Origin of the sequence: Micromonospora sp. NPDC047738, assembly GCF_040642675.1 — a bacterium.
Lineage (GTDB): Bacteria > Actinomycetota > Actinomycetes > Mycobacteriales > Micromonosporaceae > Micromonospora.
The window spans coordinates 26,647-53,500 of record NZ_JBEYSO010000039.1 but is presented as its reverse complement, the minus strand read 5'-3'; the positions used below and the strand labels follow the sequence as shown (position 1 = coordinate 53,500).

General features: G+C 70.8%; 24 protein-coding genes and 2 pseudogenes. 11 read left to right on the top strand and 15 right to left on the bottom strand.

Translation table 11 applies throughout. The features are described from left to right. The 6 genes from ABZ783_RS33430 to ABZ783_RS33405 form a co-directional block, all read left to right on the top strand. Nucleotides 1-90: transposase (locus ABZ783_RS33430; RefSeq protein ID WP_357445778.1), on the top strand; the 90-nt coding region annotated here is incomplete at its 5' end. A 134-nt stretch (nt 91-224) separates the two neighbouring features. Beyond that, complete coding sequence (locus ABZ783_RS33425; RefSeq protein ID WP_357445760.1) at nt 225-977, top strand: zf-HC2 domain-containing protein; 753 nt, start codon at nt 225-227, stop codon at nt 975-977. Between the two features lie 109 nt (nt 978-1,086). After that, the gene (locus ABZ783_RS33420) at nt 1,087-1,653 is read left to right on the top strand and encodes a copper chaperone PCu(A)C (RefSeq protein WP_357445775.1); all 567 of its coding nucleotides are present in this window, start codon (nt 1,087-1,089) and stop codon (nt 1,651-1,653) included. Then, nucleotides 1,650-2,876, top strand: coding sequence for a Dyp-type peroxidase (locus tag ABZ783_RS33415; RefSeq protein WP_357445757.1), 1,227 nt, complete (start codon nt 1,650-1,652; stop codon nt 2,874-2,876). The genes ABZ783_RS33420 and ABZ783_RS33415 overlap by 4 nt, the downstream gene beginning before the upstream one ends. A 32-nt stretch (nt 2,877-2,908) precedes the next feature. Then, nucleotides 2,909-3,508, top strand: a complete 600-nt coding sequence (locus tag ABZ783_RS33410) for a copper resistance CopC family protein (protein WP_357445754.1) — start codon at nt 2,909-2,911, stop codon at nt 3,506-3,508. Nucleotides 3,509-3,705: 197 nt separating this feature from the next. After that, a complete protein-coding gene (locus ABZ783_RS33405) occupies nt 3,706-5,685 on the top strand; it encodes a cytochrome c oxidase assembly protein (RefSeq protein WP_357445751.1) in 1,980 nt (659 codons plus the stop codon). A 118-nt stretch (nt 5,686-5,803) separates the two neighbouring features. On the opposite strand, the gene ABZ783_RS33400 is transcribed toward ABZ783_RS33405, so the two are convergent. After that, on the bottom strand, nt 5,804-7,246 hold the full coding sequence (locus tag ABZ783_RS33400; protein WP_357445748.1) for a PepSY domain-containing protein: 1,443 nt from the start codon (nt 7,244-7,246) through the stop codon (nt 5,804-5,806). Between the two features lie 254 nt (nt 7,247-7,500). Beyond that, nucleotides 7,501-9,552 carry a copper resistance protein CopC gene (locus ABZ783_RS33395; protein ID WP_357445745.1) on the bottom strand — a complete coding sequence of 684 codons (2,052 nt, stop codon included), beginning with the start codon at nt 9,550-9,552 and terminating at the stop codon, nt 7,501-7,503. Between the two features lie 186 nt (nt 9,553-9,738). On the opposite strand from ABZ783_RS33395, the gene ABZ783_RS33390 reads away from it, so the two are divergent. Further along, on the top strand, nt 9,739-10,308 hold the full coding sequence (locus tag ABZ783_RS33390; protein WP_357445742.1) for a sigma-70 family RNA polymerase sigma factor: 570 nt from the start codon (nt 9,739-9,741) through the stop codon (nt 10,306-10,308). Between the two features lie 38 nt (nt 10,309-10,346). On the opposite strand, the gene ABZ783_RS33385 is transcribed toward ABZ783_RS33390, so the two are convergent. The 6 genes from ABZ783_RS33385 to ABZ783_RS33360 all read right to left on the bottom strand — a co-directional run bounded on the left by ABZ783_RS33385 (nt 10,347) and on the right by ABZ783_RS33360 (nt 16,199). Next, a complete protein-coding gene (locus tag ABZ783_RS33385) occupies nt 10,347-11,006 on the bottom strand; it encodes a dipeptide/oligopeptide/nickel ABC transporter ATP-binding protein (protein ID WP_357445739.1) in 660 nt (219 codons plus the stop codon). After that, nucleotides 11,003-12,013 (bottom strand): ABC transporter ATP-binding protein, encoded by a 1,011-nt coding sequence (locus ABZ783_RS33380; protein WP_357445736.1) that lies wholly within the window; start codon nt 12,011-12,013, stop codon nt 11,003-11,005. The genes ABZ783_RS33385 and ABZ783_RS33380 overlap by 4 nt, the downstream gene beginning before the upstream one ends. Beyond that, the gene (locus tag ABZ783_RS33375) at nt 12,010-12,879 is read right to left on the bottom strand and encodes an ABC transporter permease (RefSeq protein WP_357445733.1); all 870 of its coding nucleotides are present in this window, start codon (nt 12,877-12,879) and stop codon (nt 12,010-12,012) included. Before ABZ783_RS33375 ends, ABZ783_RS33380 begins: the two co-directional genes overlap by 4 nt. Next, on the bottom strand, nt 12,872-13,927 hold the full coding sequence (locus ABZ783_RS33370) for an ABC transporter permease (protein WP_357445730.1): 1,056 nt from the start codon (nt 13,925-13,927) through the stop codon (nt 12,872-12,874). Before ABZ783_RS33370 ends, ABZ783_RS33375 begins: the two co-directional genes overlap by 8 nt. After that, nucleotides 13,909-15,501: an ABC transporter substrate-binding protein gene (locus ABZ783_RS33365; RefSeq protein WP_357445727.1), complete on the bottom strand. Its 1,593-nt coding sequence runs from the start codon at nt 15,499-15,501 to the stop codon at nt 13,909-13,911. The genes ABZ783_RS33370 and ABZ783_RS33365 overlap by 19 nt, the downstream gene beginning before the upstream one ends. A gap of 83 nt (nt 15,502-15,584) precedes the next feature. Further along, on the bottom strand, nt 15,585-16,199 hold the full coding sequence (locus ABZ783_RS33360) for a superoxide dismutase (RefSeq protein WP_357445724.1): 615 nt from the start codon (nt 16,197-16,199) through the stop codon (nt 15,585-15,587). A 481-nt stretch (nt 16,200-16,680) separates the two neighbouring features. Between ABZ783_RS33360 and ABZ783_RS33355 the strand changes: the two genes are divergently transcribed. Then, complete coding sequence (locus ABZ783_RS33355; RefSeq protein WP_357445772.1) at nt 16,681-17,379, top strand: DJ-1/PfpI family protein; 699 nt, start codon at nt 16,681-16,683, stop codon at nt 17,377-17,379. A 301-nt stretch (nt 17,380-17,680) separates the two neighbouring features. Then, nucleotides 17,681-18,389, top strand: a pseudogene (locus ABZ783_RS33350) (IS630 family transposase); the annotation flags it as partial. A 72-nt stretch (nt 18,390-18,461) separates the two neighbouring features. Here ABZ783_RS33350 and ABZ783_RS33345 read toward each other — a convergent pair. Next, the gene (locus ABZ783_RS33345) at nt 18,462-18,839 is read right to left on the bottom strand and encodes a nuclear transport factor 2 family protein (RefSeq protein ID WP_357445721.1); all 378 of its coding nucleotides are present in this window, start codon (nt 18,837-18,839) and stop codon (nt 18,462-18,464) included. A gap of 295 nt (nt 18,840-19,134) precedes the next feature. Beyond that, complete coding sequence (locus ABZ783_RS33340) at nt 19,135-19,932, bottom strand: IclR family transcriptional regulator (RefSeq protein WP_357445769.1); 798 nt, start codon at nt 19,930-19,932, stop codon at nt 19,135-19,137. A gap of 56 nt (nt 19,933-19,988) precedes the next feature. Between ABZ783_RS33340 and eda the strand changes: the two genes are divergently transcribed. Continuing rightward, nucleotides 19,989-20,651: a bifunctional 4-hydroxy-2-oxoglutarate aldolase/2-dehydro-3-deoxy-phosphogluconate aldolase gene (gene eda / locus ABZ783_RS33335; protein WP_357445718.1), complete on the top strand. Its 663-nt coding sequence runs from the start codon at nt 19,989-19,991 to the stop codon at nt 20,649-20,651. A 9-nt stretch (nt 20,652-20,660) separates the two neighbouring features. Then, nucleotides 20,661-21,764 carry a sugar kinase gene (locus ABZ783_RS33330; RefSeq protein WP_357445715.1) on the top strand — a complete coding sequence of 368 codons (1,104 nt, stop codon included), beginning with the start codon at nt 20,661-20,663 and terminating at the stop codon, nt 21,762-21,764. Nucleotides 21,765-21,813: 49 nt separating this feature from the next. Here ABZ783_RS33330 and ABZ783_RS33325 read toward each other — a convergent pair whose 3' ends face one another. From ABZ783_RS33325 to ABZ783_RS33305, 5 genes and pseudogenes are all read right to left on the bottom strand, one after another. After that, complete coding sequence (locus ABZ783_RS33325) at nt 21,814-22,158, bottom strand: zinc-binding dehydrogenase (protein ID WP_357445766.1); 345 nt, start codon at nt 22,156-22,158, stop codon at nt 21,814-21,816. 204 nt (nt 22,159-22,362) lie between these two features. Beyond that, nucleotides 22,363-22,686, bottom strand: a pseudogene (locus tag ABZ783_RS33320) (transposase); the annotation flags it as partial. Between the two features lie 168 nt (nt 22,687-22,854). After that, a complete protein-coding gene (locus ABZ783_RS33315; protein WP_357445712.1) occupies nt 22,855-24,405 on the bottom strand; it encodes a glycerol-3-phosphate dehydrogenase/oxidase in 1,551 nt (516 codons plus the stop codon). 65 nt (nt 24,406-24,470) lie between these two features. Continuing rightward, complete coding sequence (gene glpK / locus ABZ783_RS33310; RefSeq protein WP_357445709.1) at nt 24,471-25,946, bottom strand: glycerol kinase GlpK; 1,476 nt, start codon at nt 25,944-25,946, stop codon at nt 24,471-24,473. A 97-nt stretch (nt 25,947-26,043) separates the two neighbouring features. After that, complete coding sequence (locus ABZ783_RS33305) at nt 26,044-26,790, bottom strand: IclR family transcriptional regulator (RefSeq protein ID WP_357445706.1); 747 nt, start codon at nt 26,788-26,790, stop codon at nt 26,044-26,046. Nucleotides 26,791-26,854 lie beyond the last annotated feature (64 nt).

Below are 26,854 nucleotides of genomic sequence, written 5' to 3'. Positions count from 1 at the left end.
TCGCCGTCGTACTTCGCCGGGTCGTGCGGCGGTGCACCGCTGGCGGTGGTCAAGGAGTACATCGAAAACCAGAAACGTCCCGGCCCGTGACAGCGCTCCTCCCGGCCGTGAACGGCCGGGGTTCCCGCCTTACATACGGCTGAACCGGGCCGGACCTGCTGCGGCGTGATCCGGGACGCACAGCATGCGGGAACCAATCGGGCTGCGGCGGCGACTACCGATACATGGGGTGTGAGCAGTGGCGTGAGGTCCTGTCGGCACAGCTGGACGGTGAGGCGACCACCGCCGAGCAGGCCGGGGCTGAGGCGCACCTTGACGAGTGCGCCGGCTGCCGCGCCTGGCTGGACCAGGCCGCGGCGGTGACGCGGCGGTCCCGGCTGACTGTCACCGTCCCTGGGCCGGACCTGGTCGACACGATCCTCGCCGCGCTGCCCGCGCCCTCCCACCGCGGTCTCCGGAAGCGGGTCGTGCTCACCCTGCGTGGCCTGTTGGGCCTCCTCGGCGCACTGCAACTGGTGCTCGGGCTAGCACAGGTCGGGCGGGGACCGGCCGGCGGTCACGACCACACGGGTGTGCTCGGGTCGGGGCATCTGTGGCACGAGTCGGCGGCGTGGAATGTGGCGGTCGGGGCCGGGTTCCTGTTCGTGGCGGCGCGGCGTACGCGGCCGACCGGGCTGGTGCCGATGTTGAGCGCGTTCGTGGGGACGCTGGTGCTTCTGTCGGTCAACGACCTGCTGGCCGGGCGGGTCGACACCACCCGCCTGGTCAGCCACGGCTTCCTCCTCGCCGGGTACGCGATCGTGGTGGCGTTGTCTCGGCCGCGCCTGCAGCCCGAAGGGCCGAAGGCGCGGGGGCGGGGCGACCGCCCGGGCTGGCGCCTGAACGTCGACGAGGCGCCCCCACCCGCCCCAGCGCAACTCCGGCTGGTCCCGCCATACCCCGGTTCCGCGCGGGCCCAGGGCCGCCGGGCGGCCTGAACCGGCCCCGCCGCACATGGCTGGTGACATCAATCACTTTTGTCCTGGAACTTTCTATTTGTCGCGGTCGACCAACCAGCCGACAGATCAAACAGCGAAGGGACCATCCATGCCCCGCACCACTGTCGCCGGCCCGCGCCGACGCCCAGCCATCCTGCTCGCCGCCGCCGCGGCCTCCCTCGCGGTCGGCGTCGCCGGCTGCGGCTCGTCGGATTCGTCTTCGTCGGCGCAGCCGGGCCCGTCGGCGTCGGTGTCGGCGAGCTCCACGCCTGGGGTGCTCGGCATCCAGGACCCGTGGGTGAAGGCCGCCGACAAGGGCATGACCGCCGCGTTCGGCACGCTCGTCAATGACGGCGACACCGACGTGACCATCACCGCTGCGGCGACCGACGTGTCGCCCATGGAGCTGCACGAGATGACCATGAAGGACGGAAAGATGGTCATGCAGCCCAAGCAGGGCGGCATTGTGGTGAAGGCACACAGCAGAACCGTGCTGCAGCCCGGTGGCGAGCACCTGATGCTGATGGACCTGAAGCAGCCGGTGAAGGCCGGCGACGAGCTGACCTTCACGCTCACGTTCGCCGATGGGAAGACCCAGACGTTCACGGCGGTGGCCAAGCCGTTCACCGGCGCCCAGGAGAGCTACGCCCCCGACCACGGCCAGCCAGCGGCATGACCGAGCGCCCCGCTGTCCGCCCGGTGAGCAGGCGTGGCCTGCTCACCGGCGGCGCCCTGACCGCAGGTGCGCTCGCCAGCGCCGCCGCCGTAACCCTCGTCCGCGCCGACAAGCCGGAAGGTCGGCCCGCCGACGCGGTGCCGGTCGCCGCCGTCGGCACCGCGGTCGAGCCGTTCCACGGCGCGCGGCAGGCCGGCGTCGCCACCGACCCGCAGTCGTACGCGGCGTTCGTCGCATTCACCCTCAAGCCCGGCACCGACCGGGCCGTGCTGGGTCGGATGCTGCGCCTGCTGTCCGACGACGCCGCCCGGCTCACCCAGGGCCGCCCGGCGCTGGCCGACACCGAACCCGAACTCGGCCTGCTGCCGGCGCGGCTGACCGTCACGTTCGGCTTCGGCCCCGGCCTCTACACCGCCGCCCGGCTCGACGACCGGCGACCGCCGTCGGTGGCAGAACTGCCGCCGTTCCGGATCGATCGCCTGCAGGCCCGCTGGTCCGGTGGGGACCTGCTGCTGCAGATCTGCGCCGACGATCCGGTCACCGTCGCCCACGCCCAGCGGGTGCTGGTCAAGGACAGCCGCCCGTTCGCCACCGTCCGTTGGGTGCAGCAGGGCTTCCGCCGCGCCGCCGGCACCGAACCCGGCCGTACCCAACGGAACCTGTTCGGCCAACTGGACGGCACCGCCAACCCCAAGCCGGGCGGGCCGCTGGAGGCCGCCGTGTGGGTGCCCGACGGGCCGGCCTGGGCGCGGGACAGTACCACCCTGGTCGTCCGCCGGATCAGCATGAACCTGGAGACCTGGGACCTGCTCGGCCGCGCCGACCGGGAACTCGCCGTCGGCCGGCGCCTGGGCACCGGTGCCCCGCTCACTGGCACCGCCGAGCACGACGAGCCCGACTTCGCCGCCACCGGCCCCGACGGGCTCACCGTCATCCCCGACTTCTCGCACCTCACCCGCGCGCACGTCACCGACGACCGGCTGAAGATCCTGCGCCGCCCCTACAACTACGACGGCGTCCCCACTCCTGACGGCCATGCCGACAGCGGGCTGATCTTCGCCTCGTACCAGGCGGACATCACCCGCCAGTTCCTGCCGATTCAGCAACGCTTGGCCGAACGGGACCTGCTCAACGAGTGGACCACCCCGACCGGCTCCGCTGTCTTCGCCATCCCACCCGGCTGCCCCGAGGGCGGCTGGATCGGCCAGCAACTACTCGGCTGACCACCATCAACCAAGGGAAAGAAACACCAGTCATGCCCACTCGAATCGGCCGCCTAAGCTCCGGCGGCCTCGTCGCCGCCGTGCTGGCCGCCCTTGCGGTGCTGCTGGCGCCAGCCTCACCCGCCGCCGCCCACAACTCGCTACAAGCGGCCAGTCCCGCCCAGGACGCTCGTCTCTCCGCCCCGCCGACGGAGATCACCCTGAAGTTCCTGCAGAAGCTGGACCCGGCCTTCACCACCATCGTGCTCAGCGATGCCAGCCAGCGGAAGGTCCCCACCAGCGAACCTGCCGTTACCGGAGCCACGGGCAGGGTGACGATCAGCCAGCCGTTGGCCAACAGCACCTACACCGTCGCCTACCGCGTCGTCTCCGCTGACGGGCACCCCGTGCAGGGCTCGTACTCCTTCACGGTGGCCGTCCCCGCCGCCAGCACCGCCGCCCCGACCGCCAGCGCCGCCCCGGGCGTGGCCGCCTCCGCTGCCGCCGCCTCCCCCGCATCGGCCAGCCCGGCGGCCTCGTCCCGCCGCTCCGACGGCTCCGGCCCGATCCTGCTGGTGGCCGGCGGAATCGCCGTCGCGGTCGTCGTCGCCGGGGTCGTGGTGCTGCGGCGTCGACGCCGCGCCACCTTCTGACCAAGACCGCGCGGGCAGGGTGTACGCCTCCCGCCCGCCCTCAACCTGCCAGGGGCATTGACATGCCAGAAACCCGTTCGCGCCAGGCTCACCCACACCATGTCCCGGACGGCTCTCGCGCCATTCGGACGCCGGCCGGACAGGGCCCCGAGACGCCAGGAACAGGGATCCCCTCCACCGGCCGGAAGAGCTCGGTCGTGGTTCCGATCGCGGCCGCGGTCTCGGCGGGAGCGGCACTCCTGATTGCCCTGCGAGCTGGCGGCGCGCTCGCGGTCGCGATCCCCGGCCTGCCGGACCCCGGACCGCTCACGACCTGGGCGTTGCCCCTGGTCCGGCTGCTCAGTGACGCGCTCGCCACGCTGACCGTCGGGATGCTGGTCACAGCGGCGTTCCTGCTGCCCGGGAACGGGCCGAGCGTGTCCCCGCACGGCTGGCTGCTGCTACGTCGCGCCGGCGCCCTGTCCCTCGGGTGGGCGGCCGCCGCCCTGACGCTGATCGTACTGACGGTCTCGGACCTGCTCGGCCTCCCACCGCAGCGGCTCAGTACCGCCGTGGTGGTCAGCTTCGCGTCCTCGATCTCGCAGGGGCGGGCTCTGCTGCTGCAGGCCGGGCTGGCCCTGACCGTAGCGATACTCGCCCGGGTGGGCGTGTCGCGTGGGCTCGCCGCCGCGGCGGCGGTGCTCGCACTGATCGCGGTGACACCACCAGCATTCACCGGGCACGCCGCCGGAGCGGGCAATCACCAGATCGCTGTCAGCAGTCTCGTCCTGCACGTCCTGGCCGCCGCGCTATGGATCGGCGGCCTCGCCGCGCTGCTGGCCGTCCGCCGCAGCCGGCACCTCGCCGACACCGCCGGCCGATACAGCCGCCTCGCCCTGGGCTGCTTCACCGCCGTCGCAATCAGCGGACTCGCCAACGCCGCCGTACGCCTCGGCACGGTCGACCAGCTGTGGCAGTCGAGGTACGGATGGCTGGTGGCCGGCAAGCTCGTCGCGCTGGTGATCCTCGGTGTCGCCGGCGCGGCGCACCGGTCCCGGACCCTGCCGGCCCTGCACGCAGGCAAGCCGGGCGCGTTCCGGCGGCTGGCCGCCGGGGAACTGATCGTGTTCGCCGCCACCCTGGGGCTGGCTGTGGCGCTGTCGCGCAGCCCCACCCCGGTGGCGACCAACCCCGCCGACGCCGAGCCGCTGACCGAACTGCTCGGTTTCTCGATGCCCGCGGCCCCCACCCCGGGCAACCTGCTCGGCCAGCCCCTGCCGGACCTGTTCTTCCTCACCGTCACCGCCGGTGCGGCCGCCGCCTACCTCGCCGGGGTACGGCGGTTGCGCCGGGCCGGACACCGCTGGCCAATCGCTCGCACGGCTAGCTGGCTCGCCGGCCTGCTGGTCCTCGCCGCGTTCACCGGCCTCGGTGTGGCGCGCTACGCGTACGTGCTGTTCAGCGCCCACATGGCGCAACACATGGTGCTGTCCATGCTGGTGCCGATCCTGCTCGTCGGCGGCGCCCCGGTCACCCTCGCGCTGCGCGCCCTGCGCCGCCCGGCCGACCCGCAGGTCCGCGGCGCCCGGGAGTGGCTAATGCTCGCCCTGCACAGCCGGCCCACCAAACTGCTCACCCACCCGCTGGTCGCGCTCGGCATCTACACCGGCAGCCTCTTCGGGCTCTATTTCAACGACCTGCTCGGCGCGCTGATGCGCTCCCACCTCGGCCACCTCGCCATGCTGGTCCACTTCGTGGCCTCCGGCTACCTGCTGTTCTGGGTGCTCATCGGCGTCGACCCCGGCCGGCGACGGATCCCCCACCCCATCCTCGTGCTCATCCACCTGGCCGCGATGATGGCGCACGGCTTCTTCGGCCTGGTGCTCATGCAGACCACCACCGTCATCGCCCCGGACTGGTACATCTCCGTCCACCCCGCCTGGGCCTCTTCCCTACTGGTGGACCAGAAGCTGGGCGCGGGCATCGCCTGGGCGTTCGGCGAGATCCCCGCCGCCGCCGTCATGATCCTCCTCGTGCGCCAGTGGATCCGCGCCGACCAGCGGGAACAGGCCCGCCTCGACCGCGCCGCCGACCGCGCCGAGGCCACCGGCGAAGAGGACGAGCTGACCCACTACAACGCCTTTCTCGCCGCCGCCCGGCAGGCCGGCCAGGACCAGGACCGAGGACAGCGGCCGTAACCGGGCGGAGCCATGTGCGACGTCCAGTCGCGGACGTCCCACGCGGGTTGTTCGGCTACGCGTGGCGGCGCCGATGCTGGCCTTGCACCGCGAGATCGGTTCTCCGCCTGCCGGCGGGTCACCTGGCCCGGATGGCACGCCGCAAGTAGGCGGCCAGGACGAGGTCGACGAGCAGGAATGCCAGCAGGCTGATTCCCAGCAGGGGCAGGAAGACCCCGAAGATGACGGCAACCAAGGCCACGGCCACCAGCCCGGGCCACGGCAGCGCCCGCAGGCCACCACGCCGAATGGCCGGGCCGGGACGCCACCGTGCGGCGGTGGTGGGGCGCCGCTGCCACCACATCCGGTAGCCGAGCACCACCATTACGACCTGCCCCATGGCGAGGCCGGCGAGGGCAATCTGGTTCGCCAGTCCGAACAGGACACCCATGTGGATGTCGACGCCCCAGCGTGCGAGCTTGGCCATGAACGGGTAGTCGGCAAAGCGCACGCTGTCGGTGACGGCCAGGGTGGCGGGGTCGACGGCTGCGGCGTCCACAGCGGTCGGGAAGGCGCGGTGGACCTCTGTGACAGTCCAGGTGGTCCCCGCCCCGGCGGGTAACCCGATCTCGACCTGGTCGGAGGTGATGTCGGCCGCCCGCGCGGCGGCGAGCACCTTGTCGATGTCGCCGGCGTCCACCCCATGCGTCCCGCCGGTTGAGGCACCGTGGTCGGCGTGGCCGCCCGTGGCGCCGGCAGCCGGGGCCGAAGCCGTCGTGGTGACCAGGGCCGGGGTGGACCAGCCCAGGCGAGACCGCAGTTCGGTGACGTTCTCCCCGGCAAGGCGCGACCAGGTCAGGCCGGTGGCCGACAAGGCCAGCAAGCCGAGCACCAGCCACACCCCCAGCGCGCCGTGCCAGGAACGGGTCCGGACCCGGCCCCGTGCGCCCGACTCTGGAACCAGAAGGGCGCGTGCCGACCGGCGAGCACGGGCCCGGGCCACCCACAGCGTGAGCCCGCCCAGCGCCACCACCCACAGCCAGGACGCGGCGAGCTCGCTGTAGAGCCGGCCCACCTCTCCCAGGTGCAACGACCGGTGCAACTGGTCGATCCAGGAGCGCACCGGCAGGGAGCCGCTGGTGCCGTACACCTTTTCCTGACCCAACACGGCGCCGGTCGTGGGGTCGACGAAGACCGCATGCCGGTAGGACTCCGCCATGGTGCCGTCGTCGAACAGCACCCGTGTGGTGCCGCCCTCGGGGGCCGGCCGGACCGCGACCAGGCCCCGCACCGTGCTCACCTTCGTCGCGGCGGCGACCTGCTCGGCCAGCGGCACCCGCGCCGACGAGGCAACCGACGGCGCTTCGAGCAGGTCGGCGTAGACCACCCGCTCCACCTGCGGGCTCAGCGCGTAGAGCCCACCGCTGACCGCTGCTACCAGCAGGAAGGGGGCAACGAGGACACCCGCGTAGAAGTGAAGACGCAGGACCAGGGGGCGCAGCAGCGACCACACCCCCCGCCGCGCAGGCCGCGCCGCAGTATCGGAAGTCTGGTCGATCGTGGTGTCGCTGTCCACGGTCACGGCAGAACTCCTCGTTCAGGGTGCGAGGGCACCGGCCTTACCGGCGCTGCCGAGGGGGGTCACGCACCGGTTGGATCAGTCATAGAGTCGTCCGCCGGTCCTCGCTGGTTCCCGGAACGCCGAAATATATTGACGTCGGTTGAGGATTCCTCGCGCAACGCGCACTGCTGACCGACGCCGGGTGACAACCGGCACCGGCTGCTCGCAGGTCAGTGGCACCGGCCCACCGCATGCCGCCGCAGGCATCAGTCCGCTCAGGCCAGGTTGATCGTGTACTGCGCGGTGTGCACCTTCCCGTCGACCTGGAAGTCGAAGAACGCCCGATACCGGCCCATGCTCGGTGCCGTCAGCCAAACCTTGACCGCCCCGTCGACCAGTTCCTGCTCGGGGTGGACATGCAGGTAGCCCAGATCGCCCTCGCGGACCACCACCAGGTGCCCGTACGCGCCCAGATTGCGCTGCAGCTGGACCGGCCCAGGGGTGCCGGTGCGGCTGACCCGGAAGACCATCGGCGCTGCCACCCCCACTGTGGGGGTGCCGTCCATCGACACCGTGAACGGCCCGGCCGTGGCCTGCGGCTGCGCCGGCGGCAACGCGGCCGGGGTGTACGCGCCCGGCACGTCGTGGTCGACGCCCAGGACCAGCGGCAAGGGGCTGCCGTCGGTCCCGGTCAGGGAGAAGTCGGCGTAGATGCGGTAGCCGCCGGTCCGGGCCAGCTTCAACGGGACGCTCCAGGTGCCGTCGGGCGCCATGGTGGGGTGCAGGTGCTGGTATCCGCTCAGGTCGCGACCCACCACGATCAAGTGCAACGGCTTGTCGTGTACGACCGTGAAGCGCGTCGCCGCCTGCCGGTCAGCTCCGACGATCCGGAACCGGTAGTCCACGCTCACCCCGGCCGGCTGGGACCGCCGCATCGGCTGCAGCGTGTATCCACCGGCGCTGACCGTCGTCCCGGTCGCCGGCGTCTGGCCCGCGCTGCCGTCACCCGGATGCGAGTGCGCCCCGGTACCCGGCGCATGCTGATGCCCGTCCCCCGCCACCAGTGCCGGCTGCACGGCAGGCGGCCCGCCTGCGGTTGTTCTGAGCGTCGGCGCGCCGGTGGGGGTCCGCGCGTCGCCCGTACCGATCCGCCCGATCCCGAACCCGGCCAGCAACGCCACCACCAACCCGGCGACGAGCAATGCGGAACGCGTGTTACTGAACCAAGGCCCGAGCGTCAGGGCTGGGTCGGCCATGTCGGAAGCCCCCACCCGGCCTGCGGTCACGGGCCGCGCCGTGGCGACGGCACTCGCCGATGTCGCCTCCTGTCCGGCCGCCGGCGGCGCGGTCACGGCGAAGCGAACCGCCCCGTTCTTCCGCGTCGCCGGGGCGGCGGCCCGTCGTCCCTTGCCGCCGGAGCCCGACGCGGCGGCCGTGCCGTTGGCGCCGGCGCGACCGACCGCGCCCGAGCTGCCCTTGGAGCGGGGGCCGGCGCTCCGCCGGCGAGCGGCCGCGCCCGAGCTGCGGTCCCGGCCGGAGGCCCTGCCTACGGGAGCCGGGCGGCGGCGCCAGCTCACGAATCCGGCCACGGCCGCCGCAACTGCCACCGCCCAGCCGGTCCACGCCACCCAACCGAGGCCGCCCTCGTCATCCTGGGCCGTCGAAGGAGCGGCCACCGCGGGCGGGGACGCCGACAGCGATGGCGCGGCCGGCGGGGCCGACGGCACGGGCAGCGCGGCCGGCGCAGCCGACGAAGACCCCGACCCGTGCCCGGACGAGGCGTGCTGGTCGGCAGCCGCCACCAGCGACGGATCCGGCTGATTGGTCGGCGGGCGCCATCCCGGCGCCGCTGCCGTCACCCGCCCCGTGTAGCGGAAGCTCATCGTGCCCCGCACCGGCTCACCGTCCGAGGCCACCGACAGATAGCTCACCGAGTACTGCCCCACCGCCGGCAGATGCGCCAGCGTCACCACCGCCGGGAACCCCGTCGAGTACTCGCGCGGCTCGAACTTCCCCGCGACCAGGAAGTACTCCCGTACCGGCTTGTCCAGGGGCTCGGGCGATCCATGGTTCCAGCCGTTGTCGACCCGACCGCCACCCGGCGCGGTGATCGCGAAGTACGCGTTGTCGGCGACCCTCTCCGTGAAATAGAGCTTCACCGCCGCCAACGGCTCGTTCACCGTGGCACCCTCCGCTGGGGTGGACATCGCCAAGGTGCCGTGAGCTGCCGCGGGCGAGGCGAACCCGAGGACGGCGACCGCAAAAACGAGGACAAACGCGAGCAGGCCCGAGGCCGCACGTCCAAGAGCCCGAGGGAGACGACGCATCAGAGCATCCTCGCGACGGGGAGGCTTTAATCAAGGCATCGGCAACTTTTTATGCAGATAGCAAAAGTTCTGCCCGCTCCGACTCAACATACAAGCAGAGGCAACGAAACTTCCTCCGCCAGGACACCGAGCTACCCCCACTGCGGGGCGGCAGCCCCGAAACATCCGCAGCGTGGAGGACCGGACGTGGACGACAACACACGGACGACCCGCTTGGCCCTTGCCGCCGGCGAAGGCGACCAGGCCGCGGCGGCTGCGTTCATCCGCGCCACCCAGCAGCAGGTATGGCGGCTCATCGCCCACCTCGCCGGGCCTGACGAGGCCGACGACCTGACCCAGGAGACCTACCTGCGGGCGCTGCGCAGCCTACCGAGGTTCACCGCCGCCTCGTCCGCCCGCACCTGGCTGTTCGTGATCGCCCGGCGGGTCGTCGTCGACCACCACCGCGCCGCAGCCGCTCGACCTCAGCCGGCCCAACTGGAGGACTCGCACGCCGCCACGCACTCGCGAGCCGCCCGTGGCTTCCCGGTCGAGGACAAGGTCATTCTGCGACAGCTCCTGCGCCACCTCGCACCCGAGCGGCGGGAGGCATTCGTCGCCACGCAGGTGCTCGGCCTCTCGTACGCCGAAGCCGCACAGGTCTGCGACTGCCCGGTCGGCACGATCCGGTCCCGGGTCGCCCGCGCCCGTGACGACCTCATCACCGCCACGGCCGACGCCGACATCACCGACAGCCGGGAACGTCGCTCCAGCTGACCTGGCGGGGTCGTAGTTGGATGGCGCCGGAGCCGGGTCTAGTGGTTGACGGGCAGGTCGACGGTCCGGGTGGCCCAGCGGGCCAGCAGGGCCGGGTCGTGGGTGATGAGCAGGACCCCTGCGGCGTGCTGGCGTTGGTAGTCGGTGATGACGGCGGCGAGGTGGGCCTGGGTGGAGGCGTCGAGCATGGCGGTGGCCTCGTCGCAGATGAGGTAGGCGGGCTGGTGGACGAGGGCGCGGGCCAGGCAGGCGCGTTGCAGTTGGCCGTCGCTGACGGCGTGCGGACGCCGGGTGAGCAGGTCCGGGGTGAGGCCGACGAGGTCGGCCAGCTTCGCCGCGCGCGTGGACGCCTCGTGCTTGGGGGTGCCGGTGGCGCGCAGTGGTTCGGCGATGAGGTCGGCGAGGTTGAGCCGGGGGTCGGTGGCGGCGCGGGGGCTCTGGAACAGGATCGCGACCCGGGTCCGCAGGGCGGCGGGCAGCCGGTGCCGGACACCGACGACGGGCTGACCGTCGAGGGTGACGTGCCCGGTGTCGGAGGCGTGCAGGAGGGCGAGGACCCGGGCGAGGGTGGACTTGCCGCTGCCGGACGGGCCACGGAGTCCGACTGTCTCCCCGGGAGCGATGTGCAGGTCGACGCGGTCGAGGACGCGCTGCCGGCCGTAGCTGACGGTGATCTGGTGCGCGGCGAGGCCGGTCATGCCCGCACTCCGGCGGCCAGGGGGTGGTGGCAGGCGACCCGGCCGGTGCCGTCTCCGGTTGAACCGGGCGGATCGTGGCACACGTCGCTGGCGCGGTCGCAGCGTGGGGCGAAGGCGCAGCCAGCCGGGAGGTGGGTAAGCATCGGCGGGTGGCCGGGCACGGGTCGGAAGGCCCGCTCGGGCAGGGCGTCGAGCAGGCCGGCGGTGTAGGGGTGGGCCGGTGCGGTGAACAGGGCGTCGGTGCGGCGGTGTTCGACGATGCGGCTGGCGTACATGACAGCGATGGTGTCGGCGACTCGGCGGGCGGCGGTGAGGTCGTGGGTGATGAGCACGACAGCCGCGCCGGTGTCGCAGCGGCGGCGTAACAGGTCAAGGGTGTGGTCGACCAGCGGCCGGTCCAGGCCGGTGGTGGGTTCGTCGGCCAGCAGCAGCGGCGGGTCCGGGGCGAGGGCGAGCGCGGTGGCCAGGCGTTGTGCCATTCCGCCGGACAGTTCGTGCGGGTAGCGGTCGAGGTCGACCGGATCGAGGCCCACGTCGGCGGCGAGGCGGTCGGCGGCTGGTGCGGCGTCGCGTCGGGGGTGGCCGTGGGCGCGCAGGGTTTCCGCCAGCAGCCGCCGCCCGGTGCGGACCGGAGTGAGGGCGGTGGCAGGACTCTGCGGCACCAGCCCGATCTGGCGTCCCCGCACCGACCGGGATAGCTGCCGTTCACCGCAGCCGATCAGGTCGATCGGCTCGCCGGTGGGTGGGTGCAGGAGGGCGTGGCCGGTGACGGTGGCGTTGCCGGGAAGCAGTCCGAGCAAGGCGTGGGCGAGCACGGACTTGCCGCACCCGGACTCGCCGACGACCGCGAGGAGTTCCCCAGGGTGCACCTGCAGGCGCAGCTCGGTGACGGCGTGGACCACGGCGTCACGGAGCCGGAAACGGACGGTCAGCCCGTCGACCTCCAGCAGAGCCGACCGCTGGCCGGTGTCGGTGATGTCGGGGATGGCCGGGGCGCTGGTGGTCACAGGTTCAGCTCCGCTCGGACGCGAGGGTCGAGGCGGTCGCGCCATCGGCCGGTGAGGGTGGCCAGCGCGAGGGTGACGGCCACGAGGACGAGGCCGGGGACAATGCTGGCCCACCAGGCGCCGGTGAGCAGGGACCGCTGCCCGTCGTTGATCATGTTGCCGATCGACGCGAGGTGCGGGGGCAGGCCGAGGCCGAGGAAGGACAGGGCGGTCTCGTGCCAGACGGCGTGCGGCACCATCAGCGTGGTCGCCAGGGCCAGCCGGGGTAGGACGTGCGGCAGCAGGTGCCGGGTGAGTACCCGGGCGCGGCTGGCCCCGCCGGAGACGGCGGCGTCGATGAACGGGCGGGTGCGCAGGCTGAGCAGCTCGGATCGGACGATGCGGGCGGTGGACAGCCAGTGGGTCAGCCCGATGGACAGGATCACCGCGCTGAGGCTGGGGCGCAGCATCGCCACGATGAAGATGCCGAGCAGCAGGTGCGGCAGCGCGGCGATGGTGTCGACCACCCGCATCAGCACCCGGTCGACCAGCCCGCCGACGGTGCCGGCGACGGCGCCGACGAGGCCGCCGATGACGGTGGCCACGAGCGCGGCGACCGCGCCGACGAGCAGGGAGACGCGCAGCCCGTAGAGGCTGCGCAGCGCCACGTCGCGGCCCAGGTCGTCGGTGCCGGCCAGGTGCTGCCAGGAGGGCGCGAGTCGGGTACGGGCCAGGTCCACGGCGCTCTCGTCGAGCGGCCACAGGACCGGGGCGAGCAGGCAGGCGGCGACCGCGCCGACGAGCAGAGCCGTGGCGACGGTGACGCCGGCCCGTCCGGCACGCGGTTTCAGCCCCCGAAGGCGGGCGGGCAGGGCAAGATCAGTCATCGAGGCGTACCCGTGGGTCGGCTGCGGTGTAGGCGAGGTCGGTGGCGAGGTTCGCGGCCAGCACCACGACGGTGGTGACCAGCGTGGTCGCGGCGAGCAGCGGGAAGTCGGCGCCCAGCGCGGCCTGCACGGTGACCGCGCCGAGGCCGGGCAGGGAGAACACGGTCTCCACCAGCACCGCGCCGCCGACGAGTTCGGGCAGGTGGGTGCCGACCAGGGTGAGGAACGGCAGCAGCGCGGTACGCAGCGCGTGCCCGAACAGGACGGTACGGCCGGGCAGGCCCCGGGCGCGGGCGGCGAGGACGTGATCGTCGCGGAGGCTGTCGGCGACCGCGTCGCGGATGAACAGTACGAACCATGGCGCCTGGGAGATCGCCAGGACGGCCACCGGCAGGATCAGGTGCCGCGCAACGTCGGCGGGGTCCGTGCCGGTAGCGGTAACGTCGGTGAGTCCACCGGCGGGCAGCCAGCCCAGGCTGAGGGCGAACACGGCGATCGCGGCCAGACCGATCCAGAACACGGGCATCGATTGCACCGCGTACGCGGTGGCGCGCAGACCCCGGTCGAACCAGCCACCACGCCGGTATGCGGCGAGGGTGCCCAACAGCAGGCTCGTCACCAGCACCAACGCGAGGGCGGCGCCGACGAGCAGCAGGGTCCAGCCGGCGCGGGCGGCCAGCACCGAGGTGACCGGCTCGTGCCGGCTGGTCGACCAGCCCAGGTCACCGCGGAGCAGGTTGCCGACCCACCGGGCGTATTGCACCGGCAGCGGGTCGTCGACTCCCCAGTTCGCGCGGATCTGCGCCAGGTTCTCCTCGCTGGTCGTGAACGCCGCCGCGCCCGCGTACTGCTGGGCGGGGTCGATCGGGGAGGCCGCGCCGAGGGCGAACATCCCCACGCTGGTGGCCGCGAGCACGGGTACGGCGATCAGCAGCCGGCGGCCGACCACCGCGCCGGCACCCGCCAACCTACGCTGGCGGGCTGGAGCTTTCGACTGGGCCGCCGGCCCGCCGGCCCGGGTAGCCGCGGTCACGGCTTCTTCGTCCACGTGTGGACGTTCCACCAGAGGCTGTTGGCGACGTCGTGCTCGTGCGGTTCGACGCGTGGTGTCACCCCGGCCACAGTGTCCTTCACGACGTAGGTGTGCTGCAGATAGGTGAGGAACACCCACGGCACGTCGGCTGCGAGCTGCTTCTGGAACGTGGCGTAGGCGGCCTTGCGGGCGGCGGGGTCGGCGTCGTCACGGCCGGCCTGCAGCGCCGCGTCCGTGATGGGGGACTTGTAGGAGCCGGGGTTGAAGAAGCCCTGGCCGGCGAACTCGGACCGGAACAGCTTGTAGGAGACGAAGTCCGGGTCGTACGGGGTGCCGTATCCCATGACCAGGGCATCGGTCTTCATCCGCGGGGTCATTGCGTCCCAGGTCAGCCCTTCGGGCGTCACCTTGATGCCGACCTTCTTCGCGTCGGCGGTGACCGCGAGCGCCAACTCCTTGCGCAGGCTGTCGGTGGCGGGATACATGAGAGTGAACGCGGCCTGCCGGTTGCCCTTGACCCGGACGCCGTCCGGGCCTGGCTTCCAGCCAGCGGCGTCGAGGGCGGCGGTCGCTGCGGCCAGGTCGGCGGAGGCTTTGCCGGCAATGGACGGTTCGGCGAACTCCGACGACGGCGGGACCGGCCCGAACGCCGGCTCCCCCGCCCCGCCGAGCACGCCGGTCACCATCGCCTGGCGATCCACCGCCGCGTTGAGCGCCCGCCGCACTGCCACGTCGCCGGTGACCGGGTTCCCCATCGGCAGCATCACGCCCCGGTAGTCGGCTGTGGGCAGCCGCTGCACCCGGTACCCGCCCTGCTTGTCGAACCCGGCGGCCAGTTTCGGCGCCAGCTCCGCCGCGTCGAACTCCCCCGCCCGCATCCGCTGCGCACGCACGTTGTCGTCGGCGACGAACGCCACCACGACCCCGGAGTTGGCCGGCTCGCCGCCCCAATACTTTTCGTTGGCCGCGAGCACGAGCCGGTCTCCCGGCGTCCACGACGTCACCCGGTACGGGCCGGTCCCGACCGGTTTGCGGTTGAACTCGGCGGTGTTGACGTCCTGACCGGCGAAGGCCTTTGCTGGCACGATGCCCAGCGCCAACCGCTGCAGGAACGGCGCGTAGGCGTACTTGAGTGTGAACACCACGGTCGACGGGTCCGGCGCGGCGACCGAGGCGAGCATGTCCAGATCCGAGCGCAGCGTGGAGTCGACCTTCGGGTCCAGCACCGCCTGGTAGGTGAAGACGACATCCTGGGCGGTCAGCGGGCTGCCGTCGTGGAACAGCACAGGGTCGCGCAGCTTCGCCGTGACCGTCTTCCCGTCGGCGGAGACGGTAGGTAGCTCCCGGGCCAGCGCCGGCACCAGTTGGTTGCGGGCGTCGCGGGCCACCAGACCGTCGAAGATCAACGAACCGCCGTCGACGCCGTAGTTCAGCACGGGGTTCAGGGTGTCCGGCTCACCCGAGGTCGCCACGACCAGCGTTCCGGCACCGCGCGCGGCGTCCGTCGGCGTCGCCGGCGACGAGCAGCCGGCTGCGACCAGGACGGCGGCGGCCAGCGCCGTCACTCGGGTGGACAGAGGCTTACCCATGATTGCTCCTGTGGATGCGGAGGCCACGGCCGCTCGTGCCGAGCCGATGGAACAGAGTGACCGGGACAGGCCCGGCACGCCGGTCACGGCTTCGGCGAAGCCGCGCGGGCAGCGTCGAAGCGGGCGGTGACGTCAGCCCAGTTCACCAGGTCCCACAGCCGATCCACGTAGTCCGGTCGCACGTTGCGGTACTGCAGGTAGTAGGCGTGTTCCCAGGCGTCGAAGACCAGCAGCGGGGTGGCGGCCTGCCCGACGTTGCCGTGGTGGTCGTACACCTGCTCCACGATCAGCCGCCGGCCGAGCGGCTCCCAGGCCAGCACGCCCCAGCCGGAGCCCTGCACGCCCTTCGTCGCGGCGGACAGGTGCCCGGCGAAGCCCTCGAACGAGCCGAAGTGCTCGTCGATCGCGGCGGCCAGTTCCCCGTCCGGGCGGTCGCCGCCGTCCGGGGACAGGTTGTTCCAGAAGATCGAGTGCAGCACGTGCCCGGACAGGTTGAACGCGAAGGTCTTCTCCAACCCGACCAGCGCCGCGAAGTCACCCTTCTCTCGCGCCTCGGCCAGCCGGTCGAGGGCGTCGTTGCTGCCCTTCACGTACGCGGCGTGGTGCTTGCTGTGGTGCAGCTCCAGGATCTCGCCGGACATCGCCGGCTCCAGCGCACCGTAGTCGTACGGCATGTCGGGCAGCGTGTAGACGCCCACCAGCAGGCTCCTTCCCATCGGGCGACAGCGCAGGGGCGGGCGCCCCGGCGAGGTGCGGATCATCGCGAGCCGGGACACCCGCCCACTGCTGCCAGCATTACGTAGTTGCCAAACTTTTGCAATAACGATCCAAGGCTGAGGGGCCCTGCCTGACCCAGGCAGACCTCGCAGGGGAAGTTCCGGCTCCAGAAGCCGGGCCCGCCGTCGACCAGCGTGGTCAGTGCCAGGGTTGTCGTCATCCGAGGCCACACCCTCGCTCCGATGACGGCCGCCGCCGGTCCGCCCGGCACAGTGCATGTCCAACACACAAACCGGCGGTGACAAGGCCGGTTGTCCGGGAACCGGACCGCGTGCTGGCTCGACTACCCATGGACGGCCATCTAGAGAGGAGCCGAGGGGCATGAGGGTGGATGATGGACGACGCGCGATCCTGCGAGCAGCCGTTGCTGGCGGAGTAGGCACGGGGCTGGCCGCGACAGGCCTGGCGGCGTCGGCCGGTGCAGCACCCGGCGGAGCCACGACGGGCGGCCGAGGCCCGCGCATCGCGATCCTGCTCTACGACGGCTTTACGGCACTGGACGCCGTCGGCCCGTACGAGGTGTTGTGCCGGGCACCGGAGGCATCGGTGGTGACGGTGGCGAAACGAGTCGGTCCCGTGCGTACGGACACCGGCGTACTGGGGCTGGTCGCCGACCGGGCGCTGCACCAGGTGCGGCACGCGGATGTGCTGGTGGTTCCCGGCGCGGGCAACCGGGGCGTCATCGCGGCGATGCAGGACACCGAGACGGTGGACTGGGTGCGACGCCTGCACGAGCAAACGACCTGGACGACATCGGTGTGCACGGGCGCCTTGATCCTCGGCGCGGCCGGCTTGCTGCAGGGGGTGCCAGCAACGACGTACTGGGCATCACGCTCCTACCTGGAGTCCACCTTCGGTGCGATCTACACCCCAGGCCGGTTCGTGGAGTCCGGAAAAATCATCACCGCGGCCGGGGTGTCCGCAGGCATCGACATGGCCCTGCACCTGGCGGCGAAGCTGGCCGGCGACCGGGTCGCGCAGGCGTTGCAACTCGCGGTGGAGTACGACCCAGACCCGCCGTTCGACACCGGCAGCCCGGAGAAGGCCGGGCCGCAGTTGCAGCAGTTGGCGCTTGAGCTGCTGGAGGCCGCAGCCCGATAGGCTCCCGCGACGCCGAGCCGTCAGGCAGGCCCTTCCGCCACCTCGAACGGCCATCCAGCCGGCGTTTTGGGTCTGCGGAGCCTCCTCGTGACTACCATCGTTAGTTTCCGCGCAGCTGGGAGGGCTGCGGGCAGCTGCGGCATCGGAGCAGGTGGCGGACGAGGAAGCGGGGCGGGGATGACCGTGCCGATGAGCTGCTCACGAGGTGTCGGCGGGGCGGTTGCGAGGCGGCCGTCATGGTGACCGCCGAACACACAGACCAATCTATGATCACTGATCATCGATATCAAATCGGTAAGCCTTACGGTGCCTGCTCCGGCGCCGCGGCATCACCTTCCAGCGCACCAAGACCTGGAAGGAGTCACCCGACCCTGATCGCGACGCCAAGCTCGACCGGATTGAGCAGGTGCTGGACCGGTTCCCGGACCGGGTCTTCGCCTTCGACGAGTTCGGGCCTCTGGGGATCCGGCCCACCGGAGGCTCCTGCTGGGCGAAGCAGGGCAAGCCAAACCGGCTGCCGGCGACCTACCGCCGCACCCATGGCGTCACCTACTTCCACGGCTGCTACTCCGTGGGCGACGACCGCCTGTGGGGCGTCAACCGACGTCGCAAGGGCACCGCCAACCCTGGCCGCGCTCAAGTCGATCCGCGCCGCCCGACCCGACGGTCCCCCGATCTACATCATCCTGGACAACCTCTCCGCCCACACCGGCGCGGGCATCCGCCGCTGGGCGAAGAAGAACAAGGTCGAGCTGTGCTTCACCCCGACCTACGCTTCCTGGGCCAATCCGATCGAGGCCCACTTCGGCCCGCTGCGGCAGTTCACTCTGGCCAACTCCCACCACCGCAGCCACCCCGCGCAAACCCACGCACTGCACCGCTACGTGCGCTGGCGCACTACCAACGTCCGCCACCCCGACGTACTCGCCGCCCAACGCAAGGAACGCGCCCGCACCCGCAGCGAAAAGGGCATTCGCTGGGGCGGACGCCCCCTCAACACCGCAGCCTGACCAACCGCGAACCGCGGCCCCCGAGCGCCGAAGGGGGCAAGTTCCGGAGAAGGACAGCGACAGAGGGATGACTCAGGAGGCGGACGGTTCGATCTCCCCCGCGAAGACGATGAACTGGTCGATGAGGCTCCGCCGCAGATGGACGACGTCCGTTCCCGCCAGGCGGGGGCCTCCATCCGGCGTAGTGAAGACCCACTGGTACCGGGCCCATTCGTCAGGCATGTCCACCGCTGAGCAGCGCACCATCGTGCCGGTCCCCGCCGGGTGGCGTCGGATGTCCAGCACGAACCGCTCGACCGCCGCGATTCCTTCGCTGCGGCCCAACGGCCCCCAGAAGACCACGTCTGAGGTCAGGGCCTGGGAGAGCAGGGCAGTCACATAGCTGTCGTCCGAGGCGTTGAACGCGGAGATGAACGTGTCGATCGCGGAGCGTGCGGTCTCTTCCTGCATGCCCCAGTAATACCAGCCGTTTCGCTGGCCTGGGCCCGCCAGCACACCGACAAGCTCGGCTCAGACCGTCGGGCCTGGGCCCTCGACAGTGCCCGCTCACAAGGGGTCGGACAAGCTACGTGCACTGCGAACACCGTAGCGGAGTGTAGTGACCACGCCCTCAGGTTGCTCGAGCCGATTCGGCCAACTCAACAGATCCAGGCATCGGGAGTGCTCACCCACGGCAGTGACACAACGCCCCCACGCGTCCTGTCACAAATTCCGCGGCTGCGCGCGACAGCTCGACCCGGGTCCGCTACATCAAGTTAGCGGGCGAGCTCCGGTGGCCGGAGAGCAGGCCGCGTGCCGCGCGCAGTTGGCTGACCGAGCGGCTTAGCGCTGCGACGATCCGTTCCTCGAGTCCGGCGTCGAGCCGCGCGATCGGTACGGACAGGCTCACGGCGTCGACGGCCGGGCTGTGCAGGGGCGCCGTCACCGCGAAGCACGTCAGTCCTTCGGTGTTCTCCTGGTTGTCGATCGCGTAGCCACGCTCACGGGTGACCGCCAGGTCGGCGTGCAGGGCGTCGGGGTCGGTGATCGTGTGCGGGGTCAGGGCCGCCAGCGGCCAGCTCAGCAACCCGCGGACGGCCTCGTCGGTGCGCTCGGCGAGCAGCGCCTTGCCCAGCGCGGTGGCGTGCGCCGGCAACCGTCGGCCGATCGCGCTGTAGAGCCGCAACGGATGCACTGATTCCCGTTTGGCCATGTAGACGACATGCGGGCCGTCGAGGCGGCCGAGGTGGACGGTCTCGCCGAACTGCTGGGACAGGTCGTCGAGCACGCCGGCCAGCAGGCTGACCGTGTCGTCGGTCTCCAGGTAGGCGGCACCGACCTGGAGCGCGCGCACACCCAGTCCGAACCGGGTTCCGGTTTCGTCGGCCTCGACCCAGCCGCGCTGCATCATCGTGCGCAGGATGCCGTGCAGGCTGCTCTTGGGGATGTCCAGCGACCGCGCGAGGTCGACCAGCGACCGCCGCTGCGCCGAAGCCGCCAGGGCTTCCAGCACCTCTAGCGTGCGGTCGGCCGACTTGACCGGCTGAAACCTCTCCCCTGACATCACGCCGTCACTGTAGCGGGGTTGACATGGCGCGAGGCACCGCTAGGGTCATGTATGTGACCGACGTTCACAAGTATGAACAGCATGCGGGGTCCGCCATCGTGGGGACCATCGCCACCGGCCGGATCCTTCCGGTCGTCGTCCTCCACGACGCCCAGGCCGCCGCCCCCCTGGGGGCCGCGCTGATCGCCGGAGGAGCCCGGAGTGTCGAGGTGACGTTCCGCACCGACGCGGCCGCCGACGCCATCGGCGCCATGTCCGGCAACCCCGACCTCCTGGTCGGCGCCGGCACCGTGCTGACCAGGGCCCAGGTGGACCGGGCCGTCGAAGCCGGGGCCCGGTTCGTCGTCAGCCCCGGATTCAGTCCTGCCGTCGTCCACCACTGCCAGGCGCTGGGCATCCCCGTCTTCCCGGGCGTCGCGTCGGCGACCGAGATACAGATGGCGCTCGACGCGGGCCTCGACACGGTGAAGTTCTTCCCGGCGGAACAGCTCGGCGGAGTCGCGATGATCAAAGCCCTGGCCGCCCCCTTCCACTCGGTGCGCTTCATTCCGACCGGCGGCGTGAATCCCGCAAACCTGCGCGACTACCTCACCCAGCCCGCCGTCCTCGCGGTCGGCGGCACCTGGATGGTCGCCCCCGACCTGATCTCCGCCGGCAGGTGGGACGAGGTCACCAACCTGACCGCCGCGGCCGTGTCCGCCGCCGGGGAATGCTGACGAGGGGCCATGCCGCCGTTCGATCTACGCCCCGCTGAGCAGTGCCGCTACGACCTGGTCTCCCTCGGTGAGGTCATGCTCCGTCTCGACCCGGGCGAGGCGCGGGTCCGCACCGCCCGCACCTTCCGCGCCTGGGAAGGTGGCGGCGAGTACAACGTCGCCCGCGGGCTGCGCCGCTGCTTCGGGCTGCGTACCGCCATCGTCACCGCGCTCGCCGACAACGAGGTGGGCCGGCTGATCGAGGACCTGATCCTGCAGGGCGGAGTGGACACCTCGTTCATCAGCTGGATGCCCTACGACGGCGTCGGGCGTTCCGTGCGTAACGGGCTCAACTTCACCGAGCGCGGCTTCGGCCTACGCGGGGCCGTCGGCACGTCCGACCGCGGTCACACCGCCGCCGGCCAACTGCGACCGGACGACGTCGACTGGGACCACCTGTTCGGCGAGATCGGGGTGCGGTGGCTGCACACCGGCGGCATCTACGCCGCGCTGTCGGAGTCCACCCCGGACACCATCGAGGCGGCGATGATCGCCGCGCGCCGGCACGGGACGATCATTTCGTACGACCTGAACTACCGGCCCAGCCTCTGGAAGGCGATCGGCGGGCAGACCCGCGCCCAGGAAGTCAATCGGCGGCTCGCTCGGCACGTCGACGTGATGATCGGCAACGAGGAGGACTTCACCGCCAGCCTGGGCTTTGCGGTGCCCGACACCGACGAGAGCCTGTCCGAGCTGAAGGTGGCCAACTTCCAGCGGATGATCGAAGACGTCACCAAGGAGTACGACAAATTCCGGGTCGTCGCCACCACCCTGCGAACCGTGCGCACCGCGACCGTCAACGACTGGGGGGCCATCGCCTGGTCCGCCGACACCGGCTTCGTCGAGGCGACCCACCGCCCCGGGCTGGAAATCATGGACCGGGTGGGCGGCGGCGACAGCTTCGCCTCCGGTCTGATCTACGGCCTGCTGGAGCTCGGTGACCTGACCTCTGCCATGGAGTACGGCGCGGCCCACGGCGCACTGGCCATGACCACACCGGGCGACACCTCGATGGCCAGCCGCAGGGAGGTGGAGGCGCTCATCCGAGGGACCGGCACCCGCGTCCAGCGTTAGCCCACCTGACCGGACCCGCCCCAGGGTCGCTACCGGGTTCGGTTCCAGATCAGCTCAGGCAGGAAACGGCGCACCGGTGCCGGACCGTCGTGCACGTGCACGTGGGAGAAGGACAGCTCCTCACCGGGGAGCTGCACGCCGTGGGCGAAACTCCGACGTGGCCGCCGGGACGGGTGGAGCGGATGGACTGCATCATTGATTCCTGGGTGCCGACCGCCTCGATGACCGAGTGCGCCGCGAGACCGTCGGTGAGCTCCTTGATGCGCGCGACGCCCTCATCGCCCCGCTCGGTGACGATGTGGATCGCGCCGTACTGGGCCGCCAGTTTCTGACGGGGCTCGTGGCAGCTCAAGGCGATGATGCGTTCCGCGCCGAGCTGGTCGGCGGCCAGCACGGCGAGCAACCCGACCGCGCCGTCACCGACCACGGCGACGGGTCTTGCCCGGACCGGCCTCAGCCGCGAGGGCGCCGAACCAGCCGGTGCCCAGCAGGTCGGAGGCGGCGAGGAAGCTCGAGATCAGGTCGTCGGAGGGAGTATCGGGCGTGGCGACCAGGATGCCGTGGGCCAATGGAACGCCAGGTACTCGGCCCTGGGCGCCGAGCCCGCCCACCGGTTCCTCGGTATGGCTGCACGAGCACCGGTAGCCAGCGTCAGCACCGTCTTCGACCGGCTGCCGTTGCGGATGTTACCCGAACCGGCACCGGCCGGATCGTGCTTCTCATAGCCGAGGTGCTCGGTCATCTCCTCGTTCAACGCGGTCTCCAGGACCGTCTTGGTCAGCTGCTTGAGCAGCCCGTCCGGCCCGGTCAGCGACAAGCCCTGCTCCTTGGCCGCCCGGACCAGCTCCGCGGCGGCCTTCGCCTCCGCCGACGGCTCAGGCCGCTTCTTCCGTCCGGTCACATCGTTCAGTGTCGCAGTCATCACGGCACCCTCCTCACCAGGCACAACGCCCGATGGGTCAGGCCGGAAACACCGTTAGATATCCACACTCCCCCCAGCTGAGACAACCCTTCTGAGGCATTCGTTGATCGCGGTGATGAGCACGGTGGTCCGGTAACGCACGGCGAGCTTGTCATGCGGTTGTTGGGTCTATGACAGGGCGCGTTCTATCTGCTCACGGATCAGCGGGCTGTCCAGGCCCCGGACGGTGAGTGTCGTACGTCGGCGTACGACGTCGTCGACGGTGACGGCCCACTCGCGGTCGCGGGCGTAGGCCACCTGCGCCCAGATGTCGGGACCGTCGGGGTGGACACGTTCGGCGAGTGTCGGGTCGTCGCGGATCAGTTGAGTGAGGTCGAACGCGATTGATCCATAGTGCGAGGCGAGATGTCTGGCGATATCAGGGGCGAGGGTGGCGCTCTGTTCACGCTCGACCTGGAGGCGGTGAGCGACGGCATCGGCGTTGGCGACACCGGGCAGCGGGACTGTCCGTGGTCCTCGGGCGATGGTGTTCCCGAGCGGGTGGCCGGGTAGCTTGGTGAGCGTATCGAAGACGGCCTTGCCGATGTGGCGGTACGTGGTCCATTTGCCGCCGGCGACCGACAGCATGCCACCGCGACCGCGGGTCAGTACGGTTTCCCGTTTGGCTTCGGCGACGGCGCCCGGCCCCCCGGGCAATACTCGCAGACCGGCGAAGGCATAGGTGATGTCGTCGCGCCGGAGTTGGTAGTCGGCGACCGCGTGGCCCGCTTCGTCGAGGATCTGGCTGATGTCCGCGTCGGTGACCGCGACGGTAGCCGGGTCGTTGTCGTATGGCTCGTCGGTGGTGCCCAGCAGGAGGTGGTCTTCCCATGGGATCGCGAACGAGACGCGATATTTGTCGATTGGTACCGTAAGCGCCGCCTGCCACGGGTCGACCCGGCGAAGGACCAGGTGCGCGCCCTTGGACAGCCGGACGCTTGGGGCGACAGATGGGTTCTCCATCCGGCGCAGGTGGTCGACCCATGGGCCAGTCGCGTTGAGTACGAGCCGGGCGTTGATCCCGAATTCGACGCCGTCGACGCGGTCGCGCACGTCGGCACCGGTGACGCGGCCCGAGGTGGTGCGTAGACCGACGACCTCGGCGTGGTTGAGGACGTCGGCGCCGGAAGCGACCGCTGCTCGCACGGTCATGATGGCAACCCGGCTGTCGTTCATCTGGTGGTCGCCGTAGACAGCCGCTGCTTTGAGGCCGGTGGTGCGCAATGCCGGCACCCGGTCGGCGGCCTGCCGAGGTGTGATGACACGACCGAGGCCGTCGCCGAACGCCGACAAGGCCGAGTACAGGAATACGCCGGCGCCGAGCTTCGCCGCACCGTGTGGGCCGCCACGGTAGATGGGCACCACGAAGCTCAGCGGTTTGACGAGGTGGGGGGCGATGTCCGAGGCGAGGACGCGGCGTTCGCGGTGGTTCTCGGCGACCAGTTTGAGGTTGCCGGTCTGCAGGTAGCGCAGGCCGCCGTGGACCAGCTTGCTCGAGGCGCTCGAGGTTGCACCGGCGAAGTCACCTGCGTCGACCATCGCTACCCGTATCCCGGACTGCGCCGCCATCCAGGTGACGGCTGTGCCGAGAATGCCCCCTCCGATGACGAGCAGGTCGTAGGTGCTCTGGGATAGTTCGGCGCGAGTCTGTATCCGTCCGGCGGTCGTGGCGATGGGCATCGTAATTCTCCTGCGGAGCTGTTGGCCGACGGCGCGGCGGGTCGGTGTTCGGGCTCAGGCGGGGGCTAGGCTTCGATCCATTCAAGGGTCCGCCGCACGGCCTTGCGCCAGTTGTGCAGTTCGCGGCGGCGTACCCCTTCGTCAATGGCCGGCAGCCACTGGCCGGCTTTGTGCCAGTTGGCACGCAGGCTGTCGATGTCGGGCCAGTAGTCCACCGCAAGGCCGGCGGCGTATGCGGCACCCAGGCACGTCGTTTCGGCGACCACCGGACGTACGACGGGCACCGATAGGATGTCGGCGAGGTTCTGCATGAGCAGGTTGTTGGTGGTCATCCCGCCGTCGGCCCGTAGGGTCGTGATCGCGACGCCGGAGTCGGCGTTCATCGCTTCGACGACGTCGTAGGTCTGGAACGCTGTCGCCTCCAGCACCGCCCGGGCGAGGTGTCCTTTCGTGACGAATGCGGTCAGCCCGGCGATGACTCCGCGCGCGTCGCTGCGCCAATGGGGGGCGAACAGTCCTGAGAACGCGGGAACGAAATAGCAGCCACCGTTGTCACTGACAGTGCGGGCCAGGGTTTCGACCTCGGAAGCTGTGGAGATCAAGCCGAAGTTGTCTCGTAGCCATTGCACCAGCGACCCGGTCACCGCGATTGCACCCTCAAGGGCATATGTCGCGGGCTGATCGCCGATCTGGTAGCCGACAGTGGTGAGCAGGCCGTGCTTCGACCACACTGGTTCGTTTCCGGTGTTCATCAGCAGGAAGCTGCCCGAGCCATAGGTGCTCTTGGCTTCGCCCGGCTCGAAGCAGGTCTGACCGAACAGCGCCGCCTGCTGATCCCCGAGTGCGGAGGCCACCGGCACGCCGTCGGCGGTGTGCCCGTAGACCTCGGCCGACGGGCGGATCTCCGGCAGCATCGCGCGCGGGACTCCGGTCACTCGCAGCAGTTCGTCGTCCCATTGCAGGCTGTGCAGGTTCATCAGCATGGTGCGGCTGGCGTTGGTGACATCGGTGACGTGCCGTCCCGTGAGGTTCCAGATCAGCCAGCTGTCCATGGTGCCGAACAGCACGTCGCCGCGCTCGGCCCGCTCACGCAGGCCGGGTATCTCGTCGAGCAGCCAACGGATCTTCGGACCGGAGAAGTACGTGGCCAGCGGGAGGCCGGCGCGCTCCCGGAATAGTTCGGCATGGTCAACCAGCTCGCGCAACAACGTGTCGGTGCGGGTGTCCTGCCAGACGATTGCCGGTGCCACCGGGCGCCCTGTCCGGCGGTCCCACAGCACGGTCGTTTCCCGCTGATTGGTGATGCCTAGCGCGACGATCTCGCCTGGCCGCAGGCCGGCCCCGCTGATGGCGTCGGCCATCACGCTGCGGACCGCCTGCCAGATTTCCTCCGCGTTGTGCTCGACCCAGCCTGGCCGGGGATAGATCTGCCGGTGTTCGCGCTGCGCGACGGAGATGATGTTTCCCCGGTGGTCGAACACGATGCACCGGCTCGAGGTCGTTCCCTGATCGATCGCCGCGATGAACTTCTCAGCTGACACGCGCGTCCTCACCGTCATCGGTGTTCGGCATTGCCGAACAGCTTCCGGATAGTAAGCCGTTGTCGCCTGACGCCACAAGGTGCAGGAGCGCGATCCGTCAGCGGGCGAAGTCGCGCGAGATCGCCCGCGCGGCGTCCCGCACGTAGGACAACGAGGTCATCCGGAGCTCACCACCGCTGGTCAGCCGCTCGATCGCACCGCGGATGCCGATGGCACCGACGACCACGCCGCGTTGGTCCTTGATCGGAGCCGCGATGCCGACCTCCCCCTCCTCGAACTCCTCGAACTCCGCGGCCCAACCACGGCTGCGGATCTGTTCGAGCTCGGCGTCCAGGACGCCGGCGTCGACGATCGTCGCCTTGGTGAAGACGGACAGCGGCGTGGCGATCTCCCGGTACGGGTCGAAGGCGAGAAGTACCTTGCCGACCGCCGTGGCATGGATGGGCAGCAGCGTCCCGATCTGCAGCGTTTGCAGGGAATCGTCCGGCCTGAACACGTGATGGATGACCAGCACCTCGCCCTCATGCATCGTGCCGATCCAGACGCTTTCGCCGCTTCGGCCCGCCAAGGCGTCCGCCCAGTTCGTCGAGCGGGAACGAAGCTCGTTGACGTCCAAGTAGCTGGTGCCAAGGTGCAGGAGCGTGCCACCGAGCCGGTATTTGCCGGTGGCATCGTCCTGTTCGACGAAGCCCACGTGCACGAGGGTGCGCAAGATGCCGTGCAGCGTGCCCTTCGGTAGATCCATCGCGCGGGCCAACTCCACGACGCCCAGCTGGCGCCCGCCCGACGCGAGCAGCCGCAGGATCGCTGCGGCACGCTCCACTGACTGAATCGTCTCGCCCACAGCGGTAGCGTACCGGTAGTTCGACATTGCCGAACTATTGACAGCTCGTTACGCCCGTAGCTAC

What these genes read in the sequence shown, in the direction of transcription:
- ABZ783_RS33425 (WP_357445760.1), top strand. Translation starts at nt 225, where the DNA reads ATGGGGTGTGAGCAGTGGCGTGAGGTCCTGTCGGCACAGCTGGACGGT.
- ABZ783_RS33420 (WP_357445775.1), top strand. Translation starts at nt 1,087, where the DNA reads ATGCCCCGCACCACTGTCGCCGGCCCGCGCCGACGCCCAGCCATCCTG.
- ABZ783_RS33415 (WP_357445757.1), top strand. Translation starts at nt 1,650, where the DNA reads ATGACCGAGCGCCCCGCTGTCCGCCCGGTGAGCAGGCGTGGCCTGCTC.
- ABZ783_RS33410 (WP_357445754.1), top strand. Translation starts at nt 2,909, where the DNA reads ATGCCCACTCGAATCGGCCGCCTAAGCTCCGGCGGCCTCGTCGCCGCC.
- ABZ783_RS33395 (WP_357445745.1), bottom strand. Translation starts at nt 9,552, where the DNA reads ATGCGTCGTCTCCCTCGGGCTCTTGGACGTGCGGCCTCGGGCCTGCTC.
- ABZ783_RS33385 (WP_357445739.1), bottom strand. Translation starts at nt 11,006, where the DNA reads ATGACCGGCCTCGCCGCGCACCAGATCACCGTCAGCTACGGCCGGCAG.
- ABZ783_RS33375 (WP_357445733.1), bottom strand. Translation starts at nt 12,879, where the DNA reads ATGACTGATCTTGCCCTGCCCGCCCGCCTTCGGGGGCTGAAACCGCGT.
- ABZ783_RS33365 (WP_357445727.1), bottom strand. Translation starts at nt 15,501, where the DNA reads ATGGGTAAGCCTCTGTCCACCCGAGTGACGGCGCTGGCCGCCGCCGTC.
- ABZ783_RS33345 (WP_357445721.1), bottom strand. Translation starts at nt 18,839, where the DNA reads ATGCAGGAAGAGACCGCACGCTCCGCGATCGACACGTTCATCTCCGCG.
- ABZ783_RS33340 (WP_357445769.1), bottom strand. Translation starts at nt 19,932, where the DNA reads ATGTCAGGGGAGAGGTTTCAGCCGGTCAAGTCGGCCGACCGCACGCTA.
- ABZ783_RS33330 (WP_357445715.1), top strand. Translation starts at nt 20,661, where the DNA reads ATGCCGCCGTTCGATCTACGCCCCGCTGAGCAGTGCCGCTACGACCTG.
- ABZ783_RS33315 (WP_357445712.1), bottom strand. Translation starts at nt 24,405, where the DNA reads ATGCCCATCGCCACGACCGCCGGACGGATACAGACTCGCGCCGAACTA.